This window comes from Panacibacter ginsenosidivorans, assembly GCF_007971225.1.
GTDB classification, from domain to species: Bacteria; Bacteroidota; Bacteroidia; order Chitinophagales; family Chitinophagaceae; genus Panacibacter; species Panacibacter ginsenosidivorans.
Genome location: NZ_CP042435.1, coordinates 76,492 through 96,088, shown reverse-complemented (window position 1 = coordinate 96,088; position 19,597 = coordinate 76,492). Strand labels below are relative to the sequence as shown.

General features: G+C 37.6%; 17 protein-coding genes. 9 read left to right on the top strand and 8 right to left on the bottom strand.

The window, feature by feature from the left end; genetic code table 11:
- Nucleotides 1-30: 30 nt before the first annotated feature.
- Together FRZ67_RS00430 and FRZ67_RS00425 are read right to left on the bottom strand one after the other, a co-directional pair.
- Nucleotides 31-1,290, bottom strand: a complete 1,260-nt coding sequence (locus FRZ67_RS00430) for a sensor histidine kinase (RefSeq protein ID WP_147187641.1) — start codon at nucleotides 1,288-1,290, stop codon at nucleotides 31-33.
- Nucleotides 1,287-1,973, bottom strand: a complete 687-nt coding sequence (locus FRZ67_RS00425) for a response regulator transcription factor (protein ID WP_147187640.1) — start codon at nucleotides 1,971-1,973, stop codon at nucleotides 1,287-1,289. The genes FRZ67_RS00430 and FRZ67_RS00425 overlap by 4 nt, the downstream gene beginning before the upstream one ends.
- Nucleotides 1,974-2,118: 145 nt before the next feature.
- Between FRZ67_RS00425 and FRZ67_RS00420 the strand changes: the two genes are divergently transcribed.
- A complete protein-coding gene (locus FRZ67_RS00420; RefSeq protein ID WP_225975460.1) occupies nucleotides 2,119-2,406 on the top strand; it encodes a hypothetical protein in 288 nt (95 codons plus the stop codon).
- A gap of 88 nt (nucleotides 2,407-2,494) precedes the next feature.
- On the opposite strand, the gene FRZ67_RS00415 is transcribed toward FRZ67_RS00420, so the two are convergent.
- Nucleotides 2,495-4,477 carry a KUP/HAK/KT family potassium transporter gene (locus FRZ67_RS00415; RefSeq protein WP_147187638.1) on the bottom strand — a complete coding sequence of 661 codons (1,983 nt, stop codon included), beginning with the start codon at nucleotides 4,475-4,477 and terminating at the stop codon, nucleotides 2,495-2,497.
- 411 nt (nucleotides 4,478-4,888) lie between these two features.
- Between FRZ67_RS00415 and FRZ67_RS00410 the strand changes: the two genes are divergently transcribed.
- The 7 genes from FRZ67_RS00410 (at nucleotide 4,889) to FRZ67_RS00380 (ending at nucleotide 13,132) form a co-directional block, all read left to right on the top strand.
- Nucleotides 4,889-6,421 carry a hypothetical protein gene (locus FRZ67_RS00410; RefSeq protein ID WP_147187637.1) on the top strand — a complete coding sequence of 511 codons (1,533 nt, stop codon included), beginning with the start codon at nucleotides 4,889-4,891 and terminating at the stop codon, nucleotides 6,419-6,421.
- 11 nt (nucleotides 6,422-6,432) lie between these two features.
- A complete protein-coding gene (locus FRZ67_RS00405; RefSeq protein ID WP_147187636.1) occupies nucleotides 6,433-7,413 on the top strand; it encodes a hypothetical protein in 981 nt (326 codons plus the stop codon).
- Between the two features lie 147 nt (nucleotides 7,414-7,560).
- Nucleotides 7,561-8,223, top strand: a complete 663-nt coding sequence (gene purQ / locus FRZ67_RS00400; RefSeq protein ID WP_147187635.1) for a phosphoribosylformylglycinamidine synthase subunit PurQ — start codon at nucleotides 7,561-7,563, stop codon at nucleotides 8,221-8,223.
- 127 nt (nucleotides 8,224-8,350) lie between these two features.
- On the top strand, nucleotides 8,351-8,803 hold the full coding sequence (locus FRZ67_RS00395) for a protein-disulfide reductase DsbD domain-containing protein (protein ID WP_147187634.1): 453 nt from the start codon (nucleotides 8,351-8,353) through the stop codon (nucleotides 8,801-8,803).
- A gap of 13 nt (nucleotides 8,804-8,816) precedes the next feature.
- Nucleotides 8,817-10,769 (top strand): protein-disulfide reductase DsbD family protein, encoded by a 1,953-nt coding sequence (locus FRZ67_RS00390; RefSeq protein ID WP_147187633.1) that lies wholly within the window; start codon nucleotides 8,817-8,819, stop codon nucleotides 10,767-10,769.
- Between the two features lie 143 nt (nucleotides 10,770-10,912).
- The gene (locus FRZ67_RS00385; RefSeq protein ID WP_147187632.1) at nucleotides 10,913-12,241 is read left to right on the top strand and encodes a cytochrome c peroxidase; all 1,329 of its coding nucleotides are present in this window, start codon (nucleotides 10,913-10,915) and stop codon (nucleotides 12,239-12,241) included.
- A gap of 144 nt (nucleotides 12,242-12,385) precedes the next feature.
- Nucleotides 12,386-13,132, top strand: coding sequence for a hypothetical protein (locus tag FRZ67_RS00380; RefSeq protein WP_147187631.1), 747 nt, complete (start codon nucleotides 12,386-12,388; stop codon nucleotides 13,130-13,132).
- A gap of 136 nt (nucleotides 13,133-13,268) precedes the next feature.
- Here FRZ67_RS00380 and lepA read toward each other — a convergent pair whose 3' ends face one another.
- Entirely contained in the window at nucleotides 13,269-15,053 is a 1,785-nt protein-coding gene (lepA, locus tag FRZ67_RS00375; RefSeq protein ID WP_147187630.1) for a translation elongation factor 4, read from the bottom strand.
- Between the two features lie 215 nt (nucleotides 15,054-15,268).
- Between lepA and FRZ67_RS00370 the strand changes: the two genes are divergently transcribed.
- Nucleotides 15,269-15,553 (top strand): hypothetical protein, encoded by a 285-nt coding sequence (locus FRZ67_RS00370; protein WP_147187629.1) that lies wholly within the window; start codon nucleotides 15,269-15,271, stop codon nucleotides 15,551-15,553.
- On the opposite strand, the gene FRZ67_RS00365 is transcribed toward FRZ67_RS00370, so the two are convergent.
- The 4 genes from FRZ67_RS00365 to tpiA all read right to left on the bottom strand — a co-directional run bounded on the left by FRZ67_RS00365 (nucleotide 15,525) and on the right by tpiA (nucleotide 19,591).
- Nucleotides 15,525-16,718, bottom strand: a complete 1,194-nt coding sequence (locus FRZ67_RS00365; RefSeq protein ID WP_147187628.1) for a glycosyltransferase family 4 protein — start codon at nucleotides 16,716-16,718, stop codon at nucleotides 15,525-15,527. The two genes, FRZ67_RS00370 and FRZ67_RS00365, sit on opposite strands and share 29 nt — an antisense overlap.
- A gap of 154 nt (nucleotides 16,719-16,872) precedes the next feature.
- Nucleotides 16,873-18,189 carry a lipopolysaccharide biosynthesis protein gene (locus tag FRZ67_RS00360; RefSeq protein ID WP_147187627.1) on the bottom strand — a complete coding sequence of 439 codons (1,317 nt, stop codon included), beginning with the start codon at nucleotides 18,187-18,189 and terminating at the stop codon, nucleotides 16,873-16,875.
- A 71-nt stretch (nucleotides 18,190-18,260) separates the two neighbouring features.
- Nucleotides 18,261-18,731: a hemerythrin domain-containing protein gene (locus FRZ67_RS00355; protein WP_147187626.1), complete on the bottom strand. Its 471-nt coding sequence runs from the start codon at nucleotides 18,729-18,731 to the stop codon at nucleotides 18,261-18,263.
- Nucleotides 18,732-18,829: 98 nt separating this feature from the next.
- Nucleotides 18,830-19,591 carry a triose-phosphate isomerase gene (gene tpiA / locus FRZ67_RS00350; RefSeq protein ID WP_147187625.1) on the bottom strand — a complete coding sequence of 254 codons (762 nt, stop codon included), beginning with the start codon at nucleotides 19,589-19,591 and terminating at the stop codon, nucleotides 18,830-18,832.
- Between the last annotated feature and the right edge of the window lie 6 nt (nucleotides 19,592-19,597).

Here is a 19,597-nt window from a genome sequence, read left to right as displayed (position 1 = left end):
TGAAGTGCCTTTTTTAAAAGTATTACTTGTTTACCAATTTACTGAAAATATATGCGTATTACTGCCTTCAAATGAATAATCAATACTGCATGAAGACACTTCACAAATCTGTTTAATAATAGAAAGCCCAAGGCCATAACTATCCTGGGCATAACCGGATTTATAAAACCTGGTGAATAATTTACTTTTATCCAAAGCTTCTGCCGTGCCTGTATTACGAAAGATTAATGATAGCGCATTTAACTCAATATCTATGCTACCTCCGGCAATATTATGTTTGGTTGCATTACTGCAAAGATTATTAAGCAATATATCTGCAAGCATTGGGTTGAATGTAACAGATGACTGTTGCAGTAAAGGTGTGACGGTGATATTTTTATTTTGCCAAAGTTCTTTAAACTGGTTCAGTTTTGTTTCGGTGAGAGCTTTCATATCTATTACTTTTGTTTCACTAAACTGCCTGTTCTCAATTTTTGTAAGCAACAAGAGCGACTGGTTCATCCGGCTTAATTTCTGCAGCGCATCATAAGCAGACTGAACGGCACTGCTTTGTCCTGCAGTTAAATATTCATCCTGTATTAGCAAATCCAGCTTGGAACGTATCACCGCAAGTGGTGTTTGCAGTTCATGGGAAGCATTCTCCGTAAACTGTTTCAGCAAAACATAATCTTCTTCGGCTTTTGTAATAGCTTGCTGCAGAGTTTTATTCATTAAAGCAAATTCATCTATATTGGTTGCAGGAAGTTGCAACTTGCTTTTACCTAATTTAAAACTACCCACGTTTTGCAGCGTATCATAAAATGGTTGCCACAATCTTCTTAATACAATGCGGTTGATAAGAAATGTTGCCACAAGTATAAGTAAGATGGTAATAACTGTTATAACAATGATAGACTGCACCAGGTCATCTGTTCCTTCCAATGATTTTCTTACTGCGACGAGATACCATTGCCCGCCTGCATCAATATTAAAATTCAATTCACGAAATAATTTCTGTTCTTTATCCTGATCGTTATAAATTTTTAAATTATAAAAGTGTTTTTTGTCACTTACTTGTGATTGTTCAACTGGCTTATAAAATGTTTGCTGGTCCCTTACTTTTATAACTTCGGGAAGTTTGTTATATTTCTGTATATAAGATGTTATTTCATTTTGCTCGATCTTCAGATCCTCATCTACCTGATTTATCAATATATAATGCAGTAGCAAAGCAAAAGCAACACTGGCTAACAGAAAAATAATAACTGTCGAGAACAGGTTTATGCGGTTATATTTTGTAAGCAATTTCATTTTACTGAAGGCACCATTAGTTTATAACCCATTCCATAAACAGAAATGATATAATCAGGACAACCATTCTGCATTATTTTTTTCCGCAGGTTTTTGATGTGTGTGTAAATGAAATCATAGTTATCTGCAAGGTCCATATTGTCGCCCCACAAATGTTCTGCTATGGCGCCTTTACTGATCACTTTATTTTTATTGCTGATAAAATACAATAACAATTCATATTCCTTTCTGGTAAGATCAATCAGTTTATCAGCGGCTTTTACAGTTTTATTTTGCAGATTAAGTGTTAGCTCATCGAACTGTATGACATTCATGCCTCCGAATGATTTACGGCGAATGATGGCATGAACCCTGGCACCAAGTTCGGGCAAATGAAAAGGTTTTGTAAGGTAATCATCAGCACCTGTTTTGAGACCAAGCACTTTGTCATCCAATGAATTTTTTGCTGAGATGATCAACACTCCGTCTGCTTTATTTTCTTTTTTTAGTTCCTTTAATATTTCCAGACCGCTTCCACCCGGAAGTGTTATATCCAGTATAATGCAGGCATATTCATACAACGCGATCTTCTCCATAGCAACATGAAAATCATATGCTGTTTCGCACATAAAATTTTCGCTGTTCAGGAAATCGCAAATGCTGTTGCTTAGAGCAACCTCATCTTCTATGACCAATAACTTCATAAATCAAAGTTGCAAGATTGACCAGACATTCTGTATAAATTCTGAAGTAAATTGTAATATTCCTAAAGCTATTGCAACTAATTAAAACGGCAACTGTAAAGATTGGTAGCTAATTTGATGTAACTATTAATTAAAAATGAAAGCAATGAACAATCAAAAAGCTTCACTTCTTTTTTGTATTGTGATGGACATTATTGGCTATGCTTCTTATGCAATTCCCGGCTTGGGTGAGTTTGCTGATATTATCTGGGCGCCTATTTCAGGTTTTATTTTTTATAAAACCTTTGGCGGCTGGAAAGGTGCATTTGGCGGGCTTTTCAACTTTGTTGAAGAAATTCTGCCGGGCACAGATTTCATTCCTAGTTTTACGATCATGTGGATCGTTCAATATATGGGCGGAAAGAAAACTACGACTTTGCGTTCTTATAACTGATGAATAAACATACAGAACGTACAAGTGAGTGACACAACAGTCGATGCCATGAAAACCCTCAGTTTGTACACAAAAGTTTCTGTACTTTTTACTCCTCGCTTTGCTCGTTGAAAATTCGCGTAAGCGGTATTTGCGGAACCGGCGATACAATAAGCGGGAATTTTTCCACTGTTACAAAACTGGGATCGAGGCCAAAACCTCTTTCTTCGCTGAGACTGATTTCTTTGAGCCAGAAATGCAGTTTCATGATTACTCTTTCAAAGAAAGGTAATTCGTTGTCGTTGGAGAGGTATTTTTCCATTACAATAAACTGAAAATCTCCCACCACATTATTTTTTTCGAGGCTTTCATAACGGCTGGTGATGTTCACTTCATTGTTATTAACCAGTTCTTCCACTACTTTGCGGAACATGAGGTTTATCTTTTGCTGTACACGAAAGCCCAGCCTGAATTCAACACGGATAATATCGTTGGGAATAATATGCTCCACAATATATTCTGATGTGTAAGGATCATCCATGGTATCCACATGCACAAACCAGTATATATCTGCACGCTTCGGTTTTTTGTTTAGTATAGAGTAAATGATCTTATGTTCGATTTCTTTCGGGTTATTGGCACTTGTCATATACACCAAGTGCGTTGCATACTTAGTCACGGTTTTATCATTACTTAATTCCTGGATCATTGGTATATAATGCTCCATTCTAACAAATTCAACATAGCGGTTCTTGATGCGCCTGCTCCTGTACCAAACATACATTACTGTGAAAAGACCACCACCAACTACCAATGTTACATAACCACCGTGTGGGAATTTTTCAAGATTGGCTATCAGGAAGGCTATTTCTATGGTGAGATAAACCAGCAGGTATAGATATATCCATGCAGCATTGACTCGTCGTCCCACGAGAAAATTAGCAAATAGAATAGACGTACTGATCATACACATGGTAATTGCCAACCCATAGGCAGCCGCCATATGTGTTGAATCTTTGAAGTAAATAGAAATACCGCAACAACCCACAAAAAGTAAAAGGTTAATGCCACCTATAAACAACTGGCCTCTTGCTTCTGTTGGATATTTTATCTGCATCTTAGGCCATAAATTCAGGCGAATACTTTCACTGATGAGTGTAAACGAGCCACTGATCAAAGCCTGGCTTGCAATAATGGCCGCAGTTGTAGCTATTACAATACCTATCAGCCTGAACCAATCTGGCATTATGCTAAACAATACTTTTAATTTTTCTGTATCAAAAGTTTGTCCTTCGAAATGAGCGAGCAGGTAAGCGCCCTGCCCAAGATAGTTAAGGATTAAACAGCTTTTTACAAATATCCAGGAGTAACGGATATTAGCCCTTCCGCAATGGCCAAGATCTGAGTACAGTGCCTCAGCCCCCGTGGTACAAAGAAAGACCGAGCCCAGTATCCAGAAACCTTTAGGGTAAGTAGCCAGCAACTCAATAGCATAGTGCGGGCTAAATGCACGAAATATATGCAGGTCATCAAGCAGGTGCGAACTACCTAACACAGCTAACATAGCAAACCAAACAAACATGATAGGGCCAAACAATGTACCTATGGAAGCCGTACCAAACTGCTGCAAAAAAAACAACAAAGCCATTATAGATACAACTATAACAACAATACCATTTGTGCTGATATCTTTAAAAACAGGTACCTGGTCTATCTGCCGTAAACCTTCAATTGCAGAAGTTACAGAAATAGGTGGAGTGATCATACCATCAGCCAGTAACGCTGCACCACCTATCATAGCAGGTAATACCAGCCATTTTTTTTGTCGCCTAACCAATGCATAGAGAGAGAAAATACCACCTTCGCCCCTGTTATCAGCCTTAAGCGTAAGTATCACATATTTTATGGTGGTCTGTAGTGTAAGTGTCCAGATTATACACGATAAACTGCCGATAACAAGATCTTCTGAAATTTGCCTTCCTTTGATTATTTCATCAAACACATAAAGCGGAGAAGTTCCTATATCACCGTAAATAATTCCTAATGCTACAAGAAGCCCGGCTGCCGTAACCTTGTTTAAATGCTTGCCCACAAATTTTTATATTAGGTCAAAAGAGACTTACCGTTTTAGAATGCATTTTATTTCTTTTTATGAATCCGTCCATAATATTTCATGGCATCAACTGTTGCGTCGCACTCTTGTACCTGTGTATACAAAGCAACTTTAAAAACCATTCCATGACTCTATTCCTTGCTGATCTCATGGAGAGCATCCCAAAAATGCTGCAAAATTCAATGGCATCTCAAAAAAAAATGTCAAAATATTGTACAACAACTGTAAGTAAGAATATCTAAATCCGCAACAAATGTATAATGAAAAATGTTGTTATAAATAAAATGAATAGCAACGGCCATATCTTTTTCAAAAACTGTTAATTTCCCGTTTTATTACTGTGTAAGCATACGCTAATGCTTACATTTGTTTGTTTAAATTTATTAATCTATGTTTAAAAATATTGCCATTATAATTGTCTTGTTTGCTTGCTCAACCTTAACGGCTAATGCTCAAAAAATATTTTATTCAGAACCCGACCATAATGATCAGAAGTCTTTGGATTTTGATGTTGCAGGTAAAATAAACAATCACTACCTCATTTATAAAAATTACAGGGCAGATAATTATATTTCCGTTTACGATGGGGAAATGAAACTCGTGGAGAATGTAACCCTTGACTTTATGCCTGACAAATTACTGGGTACCGATCTTATCACCTACAAAGATTTTTTTTACCTGTTTTATCAATATCAAAAACGTGGTATTGCTTATGTGATGGCTGCAAAAATTGATGGTGATGGTAAAATCATTGGCGATCCTTTAGAGTTAGACACCACCATTATAAATTCTTTCTCCAATAACCGCGTTTACAATATTCTAGGCAGTGAGGACAAACAGCGAATCGCAGTATTTAAGATTAACAGTAAAAATAATGACAGATATTTTCTCACAACTTCTCTTTTTGATAACAATCTTAAACTAACCAATAAATCACGTGTAACCGTTGATATGCCCAACAGGTCAGATTTTCTTTCTGAATTTACGCTGGGCAATGATGGCTCTCTGGTTTTTTTAAGGGCTGCAGGAAGCGCAGACAATGATAATATCAATAAGCTCACATTGCTAAGCAAGCAACCCGATGATGATAGTGTTTACAGTTTTGATCTTAATGTAAAAGACATTTACCTGGATGACGTTAAAATAAAAATTGATAATATAAACAAGCACTATCTTATCAGTTCCTTTTATTCAAAACAGAAAAGAGGCAACATTGATGGCCTCTATTGTGCTGTCTGGGATAAACGTAATCAAAAAATTATGTACGAGACCAGTACTACCTTTTCTGAAGAGATCCGTAACAATGCCAAGAATGAAGGAAATCCCAAATATGCTTTCAACGATTTTTATATACAAAATATATTAGTGCGTAAGGATGGAGGTTTTGTAATTGCATCAGAATCTGTTTACAGCAGCACCCGCGGATCGAATTACAGCCGCTGGGATTATTTATACGGCTCCCCTTTCATGCGTCCGTCCGATTATTATTTATACAGCCCCTCTTTTTATAACAGCTATTATTATCCCTGGTCAAGATGGGGCAATTATGGCGGGTTCCAGGTAAACCGTTATTTCGCTGATAATATAGCTATTATTGCGCTTGACTCAACTGCCAATATGCAATGGACCAATATCATCAACAAATCTCAATATGATGATTATACCGATAATTTTATTGGTTATGGCACATTAAATACCGGTGGCAAATTTCATTTCATTTTTAACCAGCTCGAAAAAAGAACGTTATTGCTTACAGATCAAAGTATAACACCTGATGGGGAAGTTAACCGCAGCCCCACTTTACACAACCTTAGCAAGGAATACCAGTTTATGCCCAGGTATGCAAAACAGGTAAGCAGTTATGAATTAGTTGTTCCTTGCCAGTACAGGAACTACATTTGTTTTGCAAAAGTTGAATATTAAGCGCAAAACAAGTGGTATCATTTTTTAAAGAAAAATCAGCAACAGCCGTATTTGGCCTTTTTATAGTAAGCATTGGCGTTCGTTTATTTTTTTGGGAACATACTCCCAGAATTATTACATCTGCAAACGACGGGCTTATTTATACATTGCTTTCTAGGTTAACTTTTTTGCCGGTTGTTGCAGTAGGTTTGCTTTACCATGCTATTGTTGTATTGCAGGCATTACGGATAAATTATGCACTGAATGATCTGCGTATGTTTCCGAAATCTGCCTATACAACGGCGCTGGCTTATATTCTGCTTACTGCACTATTTCCCGCATGGAATAACATATCAGCAGCATTGGTCATTAATAGTATGGTGATCTGGTTACTATTCAGATTGCTAAAATTATATAATGCCTCCACACCAAAATCACTTATTTATAATATTGGTCTTATCGTTAGCTGCACGGTAATTCTTTATTATGCTGCTTTACCTTTGCTCTTACTTGCACTTATTGCCATTGCAATTTACAGACCCTTCAGACTGAATGAATGGCTGATATTATTACTGGGTATTCTTACGCCGTTTTATTTTTTGGCTGGTTATCTTTTTTTAAAAGACCAGCTTGAACCAATTTTAAAACAGCTTGATATTTTTGAGCTGCAGATAATTCGTCCTGCTAATCTTGCCATGACGATCATTACACTTGTATTTGCGGGGCTTGCAATTATTTCAGGTGCTTATTTATGGCAAGCAAACAGCAATCGTATGGTAATACAGGTGCGCAAGAACTGGAGCATACTTTTTTTCATGATCATTTTATTTATTCCCGGCATATTCTTTATAAAAAATAGCTGGCCAAACGCATTATTGCTGGCTGCACCAGCAGGTGCTGCATTTATTTCCAACACCTGGTTATATTCACGAAAAAGTTTACTACCCGCTTTATTATTTTGGCTTTTTGTAATACTTATCCTTTATAACAACTGGATTGTTACTAAATTTTAGTATTTTTTAGCCATTCAGCCGCTAACTTTGCACTTTCTTTTTTTAGGCTCAATATTGATAAGAAACCTGAAGAGTGCGACGCAACGATGTTTAATAAATGATCAACAGTTGGGTACATAAAAAATATTATAACTATAATACAGGCTCATGAAATTTGGAATTGTTGTTTTCCCCGGCTCAAACTGCGACCGTGATATGCAGGACGCTTTGCAAAACGATCTTAAAAAAGAAGTGATCATGCTTTGGCATAAAGACAAAGACCTGAGCATGTTTACCACAGATGATTGCATAGTGCTGCCCGGTGGTTTTTCTTATGGCGATTACCTGCGTTGTGGTGCCATTGCACGTTTTAGCCCGATGATGCAAAGTGTAATTGAATTTGCCAACAAGGGTGGTAAAGTACTTGGCGTATGCAACGGCTTCCAGATTTTATGTGAAAGCCATTTGCTGCCCGGCGTGTTGCTGCCAAATGGACAACAGCAATTTGTTTGCAAGAATTCATTTATCATTAATGATGCAAATGGCAAGGCATTGAAAATTCCGGTGGCGCATGGTGACGGACGTTATTATGCAAGTGAAGAAGTACTGAACCAACTGGAAGCAAACAATCAAATAATCTTCAGGTATTGCGATGAGAAAGGCAATATAGATCCTGCATACAACCCCAATGGCGCAACCAGGAATATTGCCGGCATACGCAATAAAGCAGGCAATGTGTTTGGCATGATGCCGCATCCGGAAAGAGCTTCCAATAAAGAATTGGGCAATATGGACGGCCTTGAAGTATTCCGCATTTTCGGAATGAATTAACAATAAACGGCGCAAGGATTGAACCACTTCGTCGTAATTACGTAAGTTGATTTTGTGTGGCCATGCAGTTGTATTTCAATCCAGCTTCTCTTGCGTCGCACACTTGTACATTAGAACAAAAAGCATCATGAAAAAATTATTACTTTTTATTACTTTATTCAGTATTGCAGGTGCAGCATTTGCACAATTTAAAGATCCTGTAAAATGGACCTATACCGCAACAAAAAAATCTGATAAAGTGTATGAGATAACTTATACGGCAGTTATAGAAAAGCCCTGGCATATTTATTCTCAAACAACACCAAAAGGCGGCCCTGTGCCAACAAAATTTGTGTATAAAACAAATCCATTAATTACTGTTACCGGTATTCCTAAAGAAAATGGTACACTACAAAGTAAACATGAGGAAGTGTTTGATGTGGATGTAAAATATTTTGATAATAAAGTAACATTTACACATACCGTTAATCTTAAATCAGCAGTTAAAACAAACCTTACCGGCAATATTGAATACATGGTTTGCAACGACAAAGAATGTCTTCCTCCCAAAAAAGTTGCGTTTGATCTGCAGCTCCAATAAATATTTCTTTTAAATGAAAAAGTTTTTACTACCTGTCTTCTTTTTACTGACGGCCTTTTATTCATTTGGACAAACGGATAGTTTATTAAAATGGCAGGTTAGTATAAAGCGCATTGCAGACAGTGTATATGAATTAAAAGCAGCAACAACTATTCCTGCAGATTGGTACTTATATGGCGTAACGCCTGCTGTGGATGGTTTGCAGGAAACAGTGATTGTTAGTTACGATTACGAAAATGCCAGGAATGCTCAACCACTCAGCTTCGCCGGAACAACACAACAAATTGCAGATGCCACTTTTGAAAACAAGCAGGTAAATGTTTATAAAGGTAGTGTTGAGATAAAACAACATTTTACTATCAGTGGCACTATTCCCGCTGAACTAAAAGGAAAGATCACCGCTTTTCTTGGCAAGAAAGGTGAATTTCAAAATCCGGAACAAACATTCTCTGTTGCATTAGAAGGTGGCATTGCCGCATCTTCCAATGCACAACGCATACGCATTGAAAATCTTGATATAAATAATCCACTTAATAATTGCGGAGACAGCGGCGCTGCAGCAAACAGCAGTTTACTAACTGTCTTCTTTCTTGGTTTTATTGGTGGGTTAATTGCATTGCTCACCCCTTGTGTATTCCCGATGATACCTGTTACTGTTTCTTTCTTTACCAAAAGATCAGGAGGAAGAAAACAAGCTATACGCAATGGCATACTTTACGGCTTTTTTATTTTTCTTATCTATACGCTTGCCAGTATTCCTTTTCATATTCTTGGCAATGTACAGCCTGAAATATTCAATAACATTTCTACCAATGTATGGCTGAATGTTATCTTCTTTATCATCTTTATTGTATTTGCATTTTCTTTCTTTGGCTTCTTCGAAATAACATTACCCAGCACTATTGCAGGTAAAGCAGATGCTAAAGGAAGTCTTGGCAGTTTTGGCGGTATTTTCTTTATGGCGCTTACACTCGCCATTGTTTCGTTCTCCTGTACAGGGCCGATTCTCGGCTCGTTACTCGTTGGTTCATTAAGTGGTGGTGCATGGGAACTCACCAGCGGGCTTGCAGGTTTTGGCTTGGCGCTGGCATTGCCTTTTGCATTGTTTGCCATCTTTCCGCATTGGCTGCAGTCATTACCAAAATCCGGTGGCTGGCTTGATACCGTAAAAAAAGTATTGGCTTTTCTTGAACTGGCTTTAGCGTTGAAGTTCTTATCCAATGCAGATCTTGTAATGCATTGGGGCATTTTAAAAAGAGAAATATTTATTGGCCTTTGGGTATTGATAAGTCTTGGCCTTACACTTTATTTGTTTGGTGTAATACGGCTTCCACATGATTACAAAGGCATGCAGATCAGCAAAGGAAGAAAAATTGCCGGTGTTATAGCTTTGATCTTTACATTATATCTTATTCCCGGTGTTACCTCCTCAAAATATGCCAACCTGCAATTGCTGAGCGGTTTTCCGCCGCCACTCTCTTACAGTGTCTATGGTAAAGACAATGTACTCAATAAAGGTCTTGAAGCCAACGTGGTAAATGATTATGAAAAAGCTTTGCAGTTGGCAAAAGCGCAGCATAAGCCTTTAATGATTGACTTTACCGGATGGGCCTGTGTTAATTGCCGCAAGATGGAAGAAAATGTTTGGACACAACCTGCGGTAAAAGAGTTTATACAAAACAATTTCATTCTTGTTTCCTTATATGTAGATGACCGTAGCAAGCTACCTATAGAACAAAGATTCACTTATACAACTAAACTAGGCAAACCGAAAGACATAGAAACGATAGGTGATAAATGGGCCACTTTTCAAACAGAGAATTTTGAAAAAACTTCCCAGCCATGGTATGTATTGCTTGACAATAATGAAAAAACATTAAACCATCCTGTTGGTTATACACCCGATGCTGCAGAATATTTAAAATGGCTACAGTGCGCTAAAGAAACTTTCGATAAAAATCCTTGATAAAATCCTGTTTAAGTAATAATTTCATATAGTTTCCGGCTTATAAAATTTGTACCTTACATAACCTCTATCTGCTATCCTTTTATAAACCACTTTATCCGCATCCTTGATTGCCCCTATTCGAAAACTACGAAATAAGACCCATGAAAAAAATCCTTGCTACATTAGCCCTGGTTGCATTCTTTCTATATGCCTGCCAGAAAACAGATGTTCAGCATATCGATCATGTAACTGCCGCCGATTTATCTGATGCAAAAGATCTTAGTGCGATGATTCAGCCAATGAGCAACGATTATGCTTCTATTCCACAAGATCCCCAAAATCCACTTAATGCAGACAAAGTAGAACTTGGTAAATTATTGTTTCATGAAACAAGGCTTGGTTTAAATCCAAAACAAACTGAAGGTTTGCACACTTATTCTTGTGCTTCTTGTCATCATGCTGAAGCGGGTTTTCAATCAGGGCTTACACAAGCTATTAGTGAAGGAGGTTCAGGTTTTGGCATTGCAGGAGAATTAAGAATTCCTTCTGCAATTTATCAAACAGAGAACATTGATGTGCAACCAATACGTGCACCTTCATTGTTAGGTAGTGCTTACCAGGATATAATGCTTTGGAACGGAGAATTAGGTGGTGTTGGCTTAAATATAGGCACAGAGAATTTATGGACCAGTGATGGCAACAGTAATAATTTTACCGGGTTATATGGCCTGGAAATTTTAGGGCTTGCATCACGGCAAAAACACAGGCTTAATCCCGATACTGCGTGGCTCGCTTCCAATGAAACTTATAAAAATCTCTTTGATCTTGCATTTCCTGAATTACCCGATACTGAAAGAATTAACAGCCGGACGGTCTCTCTTGCATTGGCTGCTTACCAAAGAACATTACTCGCAAACCAATCCCCTTTTCAACGCTACTTAAGAGGTGATTTAAAAGCTATGACGAAAGCCGAAAAAGACGGCAAGTCACTTTTCTTTGGAAAAGCAAAATGCAGCAATTGCCACAATGGGCCTGCACTTAACAGTATGCAGTTTGTAGCACTTGGTATGAACGATATGCAAAATGGAGTGAACGGCGCATTTAATGTAGCCCCTGATAATCGCGAAAGCAAAGGCCGTGGTGGTTTTACTGGTAAAGCCAGGGATATATATAAATTTAAAGTACCACAATTGTATAACCTGAGAGATGTAACCGCATTAGGACATGGTGGTTCTTTTTCTTCTGTAGAAGAAGTAATTCGTTATAAGAATGCCGGGATACCACAGAATGCGAATGTACCCTTATCGCAACTATCAAAAATGTTTCAGCCATTAGGTTTAACAGAAGATGAAATAGGAAAGCTGGTGAAATTTGTTCGTGATGCTTTGTATGATCCTAATCTTGTAAGGTATGAGCCTGCATCACTCCCCTCCGGTAATTGCTTTCCTAATAACGATGAGCAGTCAAGAATCGACAGAGGTTGTCAGTAAAATATTTTTGTACTAGCTTCTTCTCATTTCTCATCGTTCCTTGCGTCGCACTCTTGTACTGTTGAAAATAGTATGAGCAGGAAAAATCGTTTACATAAAATAATAAAGCCTTGCTATTTTATCTGAGAAAACTTTCGCATATTTTTGAGTTGGAGCAATCCTGCTGGGATACTTTTTATTATTCAATTAATGCGATACCTGCTATTACTTATTTTATTGACACAATTTTATGCTTGCAATAGCGGCTCTGAAACTTATCTCTTAAGAGATTCAGTAACTCATAAATATTTGAGCATAATTGATACCTCCGGACAGTATGACACCTCTGAAATAAATTATAAAATATTAAGAGCATACATTTCAAATGACACAACTTTCTTTCACCAACTTCAACAAGATATTGATAAAAATAGTAGTAGAGAACGTGCAAATTGGGACTTATGGGATTCTGATATCCCTTTGCCTAAACTTCAAAACCTAAATGTAGACGAAGCCTATAGATTTATTTTTTCTATAGTTGCCTCACCTTCATATGATGTTGTTACAATAACCAAACAACAGGATATGATTATGCTGTATTATACTCATTTCAATCGTGACGATATCAATTATACGCCTCCAAAAGTTGCTAAAAGTGACAGCACAATTTTACAAATAAATCAATGGGACGAATTAACTTCTAAGCTGTATAATGCTGACTTCTGGGGCTTGAAAAAAGAGAATAACAGAAGAGGAACAGATGGCAGTGACCTGACAGTGATTGGCTATAGAAAAGGAATAAATGGTTTACCAGAAAAATATAATTATGTTCATAGATTTTGGTCCTCAACATTAGATAACGCTTTCTTTTATGTTTACTTCAAGTTGCTTGACAAAAAGTATAAACCTTAAATATATAGGACTTCAAAAAGCTGCCTATAAAACAGAACGTACAAGTGAGTGACACAACCGGTGATGCTATAAAATACAAAAGCCGGAGACAAAAAAATTATCTCCGGCTTTTTTTAAAAAATAAATTATATAAGCGCTAATCTAATTTCAGTACGGCTAAGAATGCTTCCTGCGGCACTTCTACATTACCGATCTGGCGCATACGTTTCTTACCTTCTTTCTGTTTCTCGAGCAGCTTTCGTTTACGGCTTATATCGCCGCCGTAACATTTTGCAGTTACATCTTTACGCATAGCGCTGATATTTTCACGGGCCAGTATTTTTGCGCCAATGGCAGCCTGTATAACGATCTGGAACTGCTGGCGTGGTACCAGTTCTTTTAATTTTTCGCAGAGCTTGCGGCCAAAATCCTGTGCACGGCTGCGGTGGATCAATGCGCTTAATGCGTCCACCTTATCTCCATTAAGCAGGATATCCATCTTGATAATATCTGCTTCGCGGTAACCAATAGGCGAATAATCAAAAGACGCATAACCACGTGTCTGGCTTTTTAGTTTATCATAAAAATCAAACACGATCTCGGTAAGAGGCATCTCGAATGTCAATTCCACACGTGTAGTAGTAAGATAACTCTGGTTGATAAGTATACCACGTTTGCCAAGACAGAGCGTCATGATATTACCAATATAATCGGGTAGCGTAATGATCTGTGCTTTGATAAATGGTTCTTCGATCCTGTCGAGCTTTGTAGGGTCGGGCATTTCAGCCGGGTTATTTACAATGATCTTATCACCTTTTGAGGTGTATGCAATAAAACTAACATTGGGAACAGTGGTAATAACAGTTTGATTGAACTCACGCTCCAAACGTTCCTGGATGATTTCCATATGCAGCAATCCAAGAAAGCCGCAACGGAAACCGAAGCCCAGAGCCTGTGATGTTTCAAGTTCGAATGTAAGAGAAGCATCATTGAGCTGCAGTTTTTCCATACAATCACGCAATTCTGCAAAATCATCGGTATTCACCGGGAATATTCCTGCAAATACCATGGGTTTTACTTCTTCAAAACCTTTGATCATGGGAGCAGGATTATTGGCAAGCGTAATGGTATCGCCGACCTTTACTTCTTTGGCTACTTTGATGCCGGTGATAAGATAACCAACATCACCGCATTTAACTTCCGGCTTGGGTGTCATGGTAAGTTTTAGCACGCCAATTTCATCGGCAAAATATTCCTGTCCTGTGGAAGCGAACTGTATCTTATCCCCTTTTTTTATGCTTCCGTTAAGGATGCGGTAATAGATAATGATGCCACGAAAACTGTTGAACACACTATCAAAGATCAATGCCTGCAACTGGCCATTTTCATCCCCTTTAGGCGCAGGTATTCTTTCAACGATGGCTGCCAGTATTGCTTCTATACCAATTCCTGATTTGCCACTTGCTAACAATATATCTTCTTGTTTGCAACCGATAAGGTCTATGATCTGGTCTGTAACTTCAGGTATCATAGCGCCATCCATATCAATCTTATTAATGACAGGAATTATTTCCAGGTCATTGTCTAACGCGAGGTATAAATTACTGATTGTTTGTGCCTGTATACCCTGTGATGCATCTACCAGTAGTAATGCACCTTCACATGCCGCAAGTGCACGGCTTACTTCGTAACTAAAATCTACGTGGCCCGGTGTGTCAATAAGGTTGAGGGTATATTCTTCCCCTTTATATGGATAATTAATCTGTATGGCATGGCTTTTAATGGTAATTCCTTTTTCCCTTTCAAGATCCATATCGTCCAAGACCTGGTTCATCATATCTCTTTCACCAATGGTCTTGGTATGTTCCAGCAACCTGTCTGCAAGTGTACTTTTCCCGTGATCAATATGCGCGATAATGCAAAAATTCCTGATATGCTTCATAATGCGGCAAAGATAATCATTGGATAATCTTTATGTAAAGAATTCGTGTTATCTTCACTTCGAAGACATCATGGGTATTGTACTTCTACTTTCTGAATTTATTTCAACAATCTTTTGCCTGCTGTATGCGTTTTTGCGAACTGTCAATTGGGAGATGAAAAACTATGTAAAATGAAAACAGCTAACACTATTGTAAACCAAAATTGAAATGAAAAATGGATTATTCGCTTGAAGTACTGCATAATATTATTATTTACCTGCATATTCTTACAGTAATTGCTATCATTCTTAAAATTGTGCTCGTATTCAGGAGCAAAGGTTTTGATGTGCCTGCAGTTGTTTCAAGTTTCTTTCGTGTATATACTAAAAGTGATCTCTACATGAGTAATAACCAGTCACGAAAGCAGTATATGCGGCTGAATAATCTCATTAATTATTACATTTACGGCTGGCTGCTGGCAACTATAATTATTATAGTGGTTTTTCATAGCCCTTATTAATAAGGCTATTATTTATATCATTATATAATTCCACGAATTGCTCAGCAATTCTTTTTTTATTATAAAGCACTTTTGCGTTAGCTGAGATAATTGCACGGTCATATTTATCAAAGCTCTTCACAATATTGTGCAGGGCATTGGTTAATTGTTCCACATCTCCTGCATTTACAATAATACCATTGCTATCATTAACCGCTTCAGCCACACCACCCGCGTTGGCAGCAATAACCGGCAAGCCGCAGCACAAAGCCTCTGCTACAACACAGGGAAAATTTTCATGATTACTGAACAGTATAAAAACATCAGCCTGCTGCATTTCTTTGGCCACACGATCATGCGCCACTTCTCCGGTAAACTGTATTTGTGCATGCAGTTCATTTTCTTCAACCATTAATTTAAGCTCTTGTTTATATGGACCACACAAAACACATTCCCACTCTTTGTGGAAAATATTCAATTGTGCCAACGCTCTTATAATACCCGCAGGATTTTTTTGTTCCCCCATTGCAGATACATGTATAAAACGCAGTTTGTTGTTTTTCTCTTTCTGTTTATAATAAAACAGGTCTGTATCAACAAGATTATGAATTGTACGGTAGTTTTTTAATTCAAAATATGATTGCAGTTTTTTACCAATAGTTTCAGAAACATTCGTTACCGAAATAGCATTGCTGAAAATACGTCTTGTGTTAACCTGGAAATATTTGCTGCGTTTTAAAAAATAGTCAGGAGATGTTTCTTCATAATGTGATGACTGCTCAGAAACGATAAAAGGAATATTCTTTTTTTTTAAAAGCCGTAATGCAATCAGGCCAGCTTTTACCGGTACATGTACATGAATAAGATCAGGCTTTCCATTCTTAGCAAAATATTCTTTTATTATTTTACTATAATACCGGTGATACAAAATATTATACCACAATTTATCAACCCACGCAATACCAAAAGGCCTGAACTTAAATACATGAACATATTCTGTAAGGCCATTTTTTTTGTTCACTATAAGTGCTGTTTTTTCTACCGGCAAACTTCTGCCTGCCTGCAATACATGAATTACATCAACAGGCAACAATTCAGCAACTGCCTGTGCATGGCGTTGTATAAAATCGCCATTAAAAGGTTCATATGGATTGGGGTACCAACTGGCCAACCACAATATTCTCATCGCAAATTTTCTTCTGTAGTTATTAGAATTTTTATGTGCCGGGCTTTTGAATAAATACTAAACTGCTGTTGCGTCGCACTCTTGTACGTTCGGTATCGCTGCTGCATGTATGATGTATATTATTAACTACTTTACACATCATAAACGAGCAAACTCATATTTCTTTTTCTTTTACCAGCAGGTTCTTTATCCAGTAATAATCTTCTTTTCTCCATTTAAAAAAATCAAAAAAGTTTACCTGATAATCCTTATAAAAAATATACAATGAATAACCCATATTAACTGCATAGCTTACTGTACTAACTGCCGCTGCTGCAATGATGCCATAACGAGGCACAAAGATCCATGCACCCACAACCATCACTACCAATGCAAGTAGTGCACCCTGTACATTTACTTTTACTTTCCCCTTACCGGAAAAATAAGCGGAGAGCAACACCAAAACACTTAAAGAAAAAATGCCTGGTATCAAAAGAAGCATAGGTATTTGCATGGCGTTAAATGTTTCTCCAAATATTTTAATAAAGAAAAACTTTCCAAGCAGTAATACGCCAATAAATAACAACAAAAATAATTGTGAAAATAATCTTGCCATCACCATAATAATATGATTCAAACGCTGCCTGTCAGACCCGCTTGCTGTTCTTGGAAACACTACGCTGGCAATGATCTGTGGCACTATCAGCAACATTTGCCCAAGCTTGGCCACCTGTATATAATTGCCAAGATCGGCCGCAGTAGCAACGGGGCTGTTGTTTACAAAAAGATAATCTATCCTGTACACTAAAAAAAAAATAACATTGGCACTAAGTGCTGTAAGCGAGTATTGTAAAAACTTTTTCAGGTGTTGAACAGGTGGCAGTCCAAAAACCCCTTCTCTCCTGTTGTATAAAAAAAATGAAATGATCAATACTATTCCGGATACAAAGAAAGTATAGAAATAAAGTGTAGTTATATGTGCGGCGTCTCCTGCATTCGTCGGAGCATCTTTGGATGGAATGATGATCACAAAAATGATATTTACCAGCGAAAGCAATAAATTGGGAAGTATATAATTTTCTTTTGTATAGTACAATGCTGTTATATAACCCATCAGCGTTTGGCCGCTTATATATAGAAAACCATATAATGACCATGCAGGTAGTAGACCTGCATCAATAGTCTTGTCTATAAGAAAATAAAGATGTACCAGGCCGATCATTAGTAATCCTGCAACAACACTCCATAAACCTGCAAAACTTAAAAGCTTGTTGCGCCGGATAATATTACCCGAAGCAAAATAAGTAAAGCCTTGTTCGAAACCCAATGCCAGCACAACCTGCAGGAAAGAAAAAATGATAGTAAGAAAATAAAGACTGCCTGAACCAGCTGCTTTCAGATACCTTGATAAAAATACATTGACCAGTAAAACGGAAAAGAAATAAAATCCACGCCAGAAAATGCTTTGTGCAAGTAGCTTCTTAAAATTCATTAGTGTGCTCTATGCTGCTAAAGTACGATTCTTTGTTGTAGTATATCTTTTACAGGATAAGCGCTGTTATCTTATTCCCAGAATTTTACAGGATAATTCATGCAGTTCTGCGTATCTCCTTCATGCAGGTGTTTGCCTAGTTCTGTTAACTGTTCTTCAGTTAAGCAGTTTTCTGCAGCAGGAAAAAATATTTTCTCTTCAAAACGGATATGCTGTTCCAGCAGATTTGTAAATTTTTCAATCACCTCCATATTTCTTGGGTTATGCTGAAGCAAAGAAATATAGGAGCGCAAGACAGCATGTTCTTCTTTGAGTGTTTCTATAAGTGCTTTATCGCAATCAGCATTGGCAACAGCGGGCACCAGAAAATTTTCTTCTGCTTTAAAGTGCTCTTCAATATCTTTATGCCAGAAATCAAAAATAAAAGCAGCCATCTCTTTTGAAGATGCTGCTTTTTTAATTCCTTTTTTCAACAGTAATACCGCCAGTAAACCATTATGGTGTTGCCTTGATAATGGTTGTAATTGCACATGGCGTTTCATAATTGCTGAAATTATTGTTGACGTACAAGTGAGTGACACAACAAAAGCATCATAGTAGTAATGCAGTTTGTGCAATAATATTACACACTCAACTGTTACTATTTCAAACTGTTGATGATCGTTACAAATTCATCTGCTATCAATGATGCACCACCTACAAGACCGCCATCAACATCGGGCTGTGAAAATATTTCTTTTGCGTTAGAGGCCTTAACGCTGCCACCATATAAAATGCTGATATTATTGGCAACCTCATTTCCATACTTACCCGCAAACACAGAACGCAGGTATGCATGCATTTCCTGTGCCTGTGCGCTGGTTGCTGTTTTACCTGTACCTATTGCCCAGATTGGTTCGTAAGCTATCACGATCTTTTGCACCTGCTCTGCAGACAAATGAAACAATGATTCTTCTAATTGCTTTTCTACAAACTGATTTTGCGTACCTGCTTCTCGAATGCTAAGCGGTTCACCACAACAAAAGATAGGAGTAATATTATATTCGAGACAGATATTTACTTTGTCTGCAAGAAACTGGTTACTCTCTTCAAAATATTCGCGGCGCTCTGAGTGGCCTAGCACCACCACACTTATTCCAAGTGATTGTAACATTTCAACAGATGTCTCGCCGGTATATGCACCACTTTTTTTACTATAACAGTTTTGTGCAGCTATAAATACATTGTTCTTCCCTGCAATTTTTTGTTGCGCCATGGCCAGGTAAGGAAAGGGCACTGCAAATACTGCCTGCTGGTATGCCGATAAACTATGCGGCTTTGCAATGATGGCATCAAGTAATTGTTCGCCCTGCTGAATGGTAAGATTCATTTTCCAGTTAGCTGCTGCAATTTGTTTTCTCATAACGGT

What these genes read in the sequence shown, in the direction of transcription:
- FRZ67_RS00385 (WP_147187632.1), top strand. Translation starts at nt 10,913, where the DNA reads ATGAAAAAAATCCTTGCTACATTAGCCCTGGTTGCATTCTTTCTATAT.
- tpiA (WP_147187625.1), bottom strand. Translation starts at nt 19,591, where the DNA reads ATGAGAAAACAAATTGCAGCAGCTAACTGGAAAATGAATCTTACCATT.
- FRZ67_RS00395 (WP_147187634.1), top strand. Translation starts at nt 8,351, where the DNA reads ATGAAAAAATTATTACTTTTTATTACTTTATTCAGTATTGCAGGTGCA.
- FRZ67_RS00410 (WP_147187637.1), top strand. Translation starts at nt 4,889, where the DNA reads ATGTTTAAAAATATTGCCATTATAATTGTCTTGTTTGCTTGCTCAACC.
- lepA (WP_147187630.1), bottom strand. Translation starts at nt 15,053, where the DNA reads ATGAAGCATATCAGGAATTTTTGCATTATCGCGCATATTGATCACGGG.
- FRZ67_RS00390 (WP_147187633.1), top strand. Translation starts at nt 8,817, where the DNA reads ATGAAAAAGTTTTTACTACCTGTCTTCTTTTTACTGACGGCCTTTTAT.
- FRZ67_RS00425 (WP_147187640.1), bottom strand. Translation starts at nt 1,973, where the DNA reads ATGAAGTTATTGGTCATAGAAGATGAGGTTGCTCTAAGCAACAGCATT.
- purQ (WP_147187635.1), top strand. Translation starts at nt 7,561, where the DNA reads ATGAAATTTGGAATTGTTGTTTTCCCCGGCTCAAACTGCGACCGTGAT.
- FRZ67_RS00360 (WP_147187627.1), bottom strand. Translation starts at nt 18,189, where the DNA reads ATGAATTTTAAGAAGCTACTTGCACAAAGCATTTTCTGGCGTGGATTT.
- FRZ67_RS00370 (WP_147187629.1), top strand. Translation starts at nt 15,269, where the DNA reads ATGGATTATTCGCTTGAAGTACTGCATAATATTATTATTTACCTGCAT.
- FRZ67_RS00365 (WP_147187628.1), bottom strand. Translation starts at nt 16,718, where the DNA reads ATGAGAATATTGTGGTTGGCCAGTTGGTACCCCAATCCATATGAACCT.
- FRZ67_RS00420 (WP_225975460.1), top strand. Translation starts at nt 2,119, where the DNA reads ATGAACAATCAAAAAGCTTCACTTCTTTTTTGTATTGTGATGGACATT.
- FRZ67_RS00430 (WP_147187641.1), bottom strand. Translation starts at nt 1,290, where the DNA reads ATGAAATTGCTTACAAAATATAACCGCATAAACCTGTTCTCGACAGTT.
- FRZ67_RS00355 (WP_147187626.1), bottom strand. Translation starts at nt 18,731, where the DNA reads ATGAAACGCCATGTGCAATTACAACCATTATCAAGGCAACACCATAAT.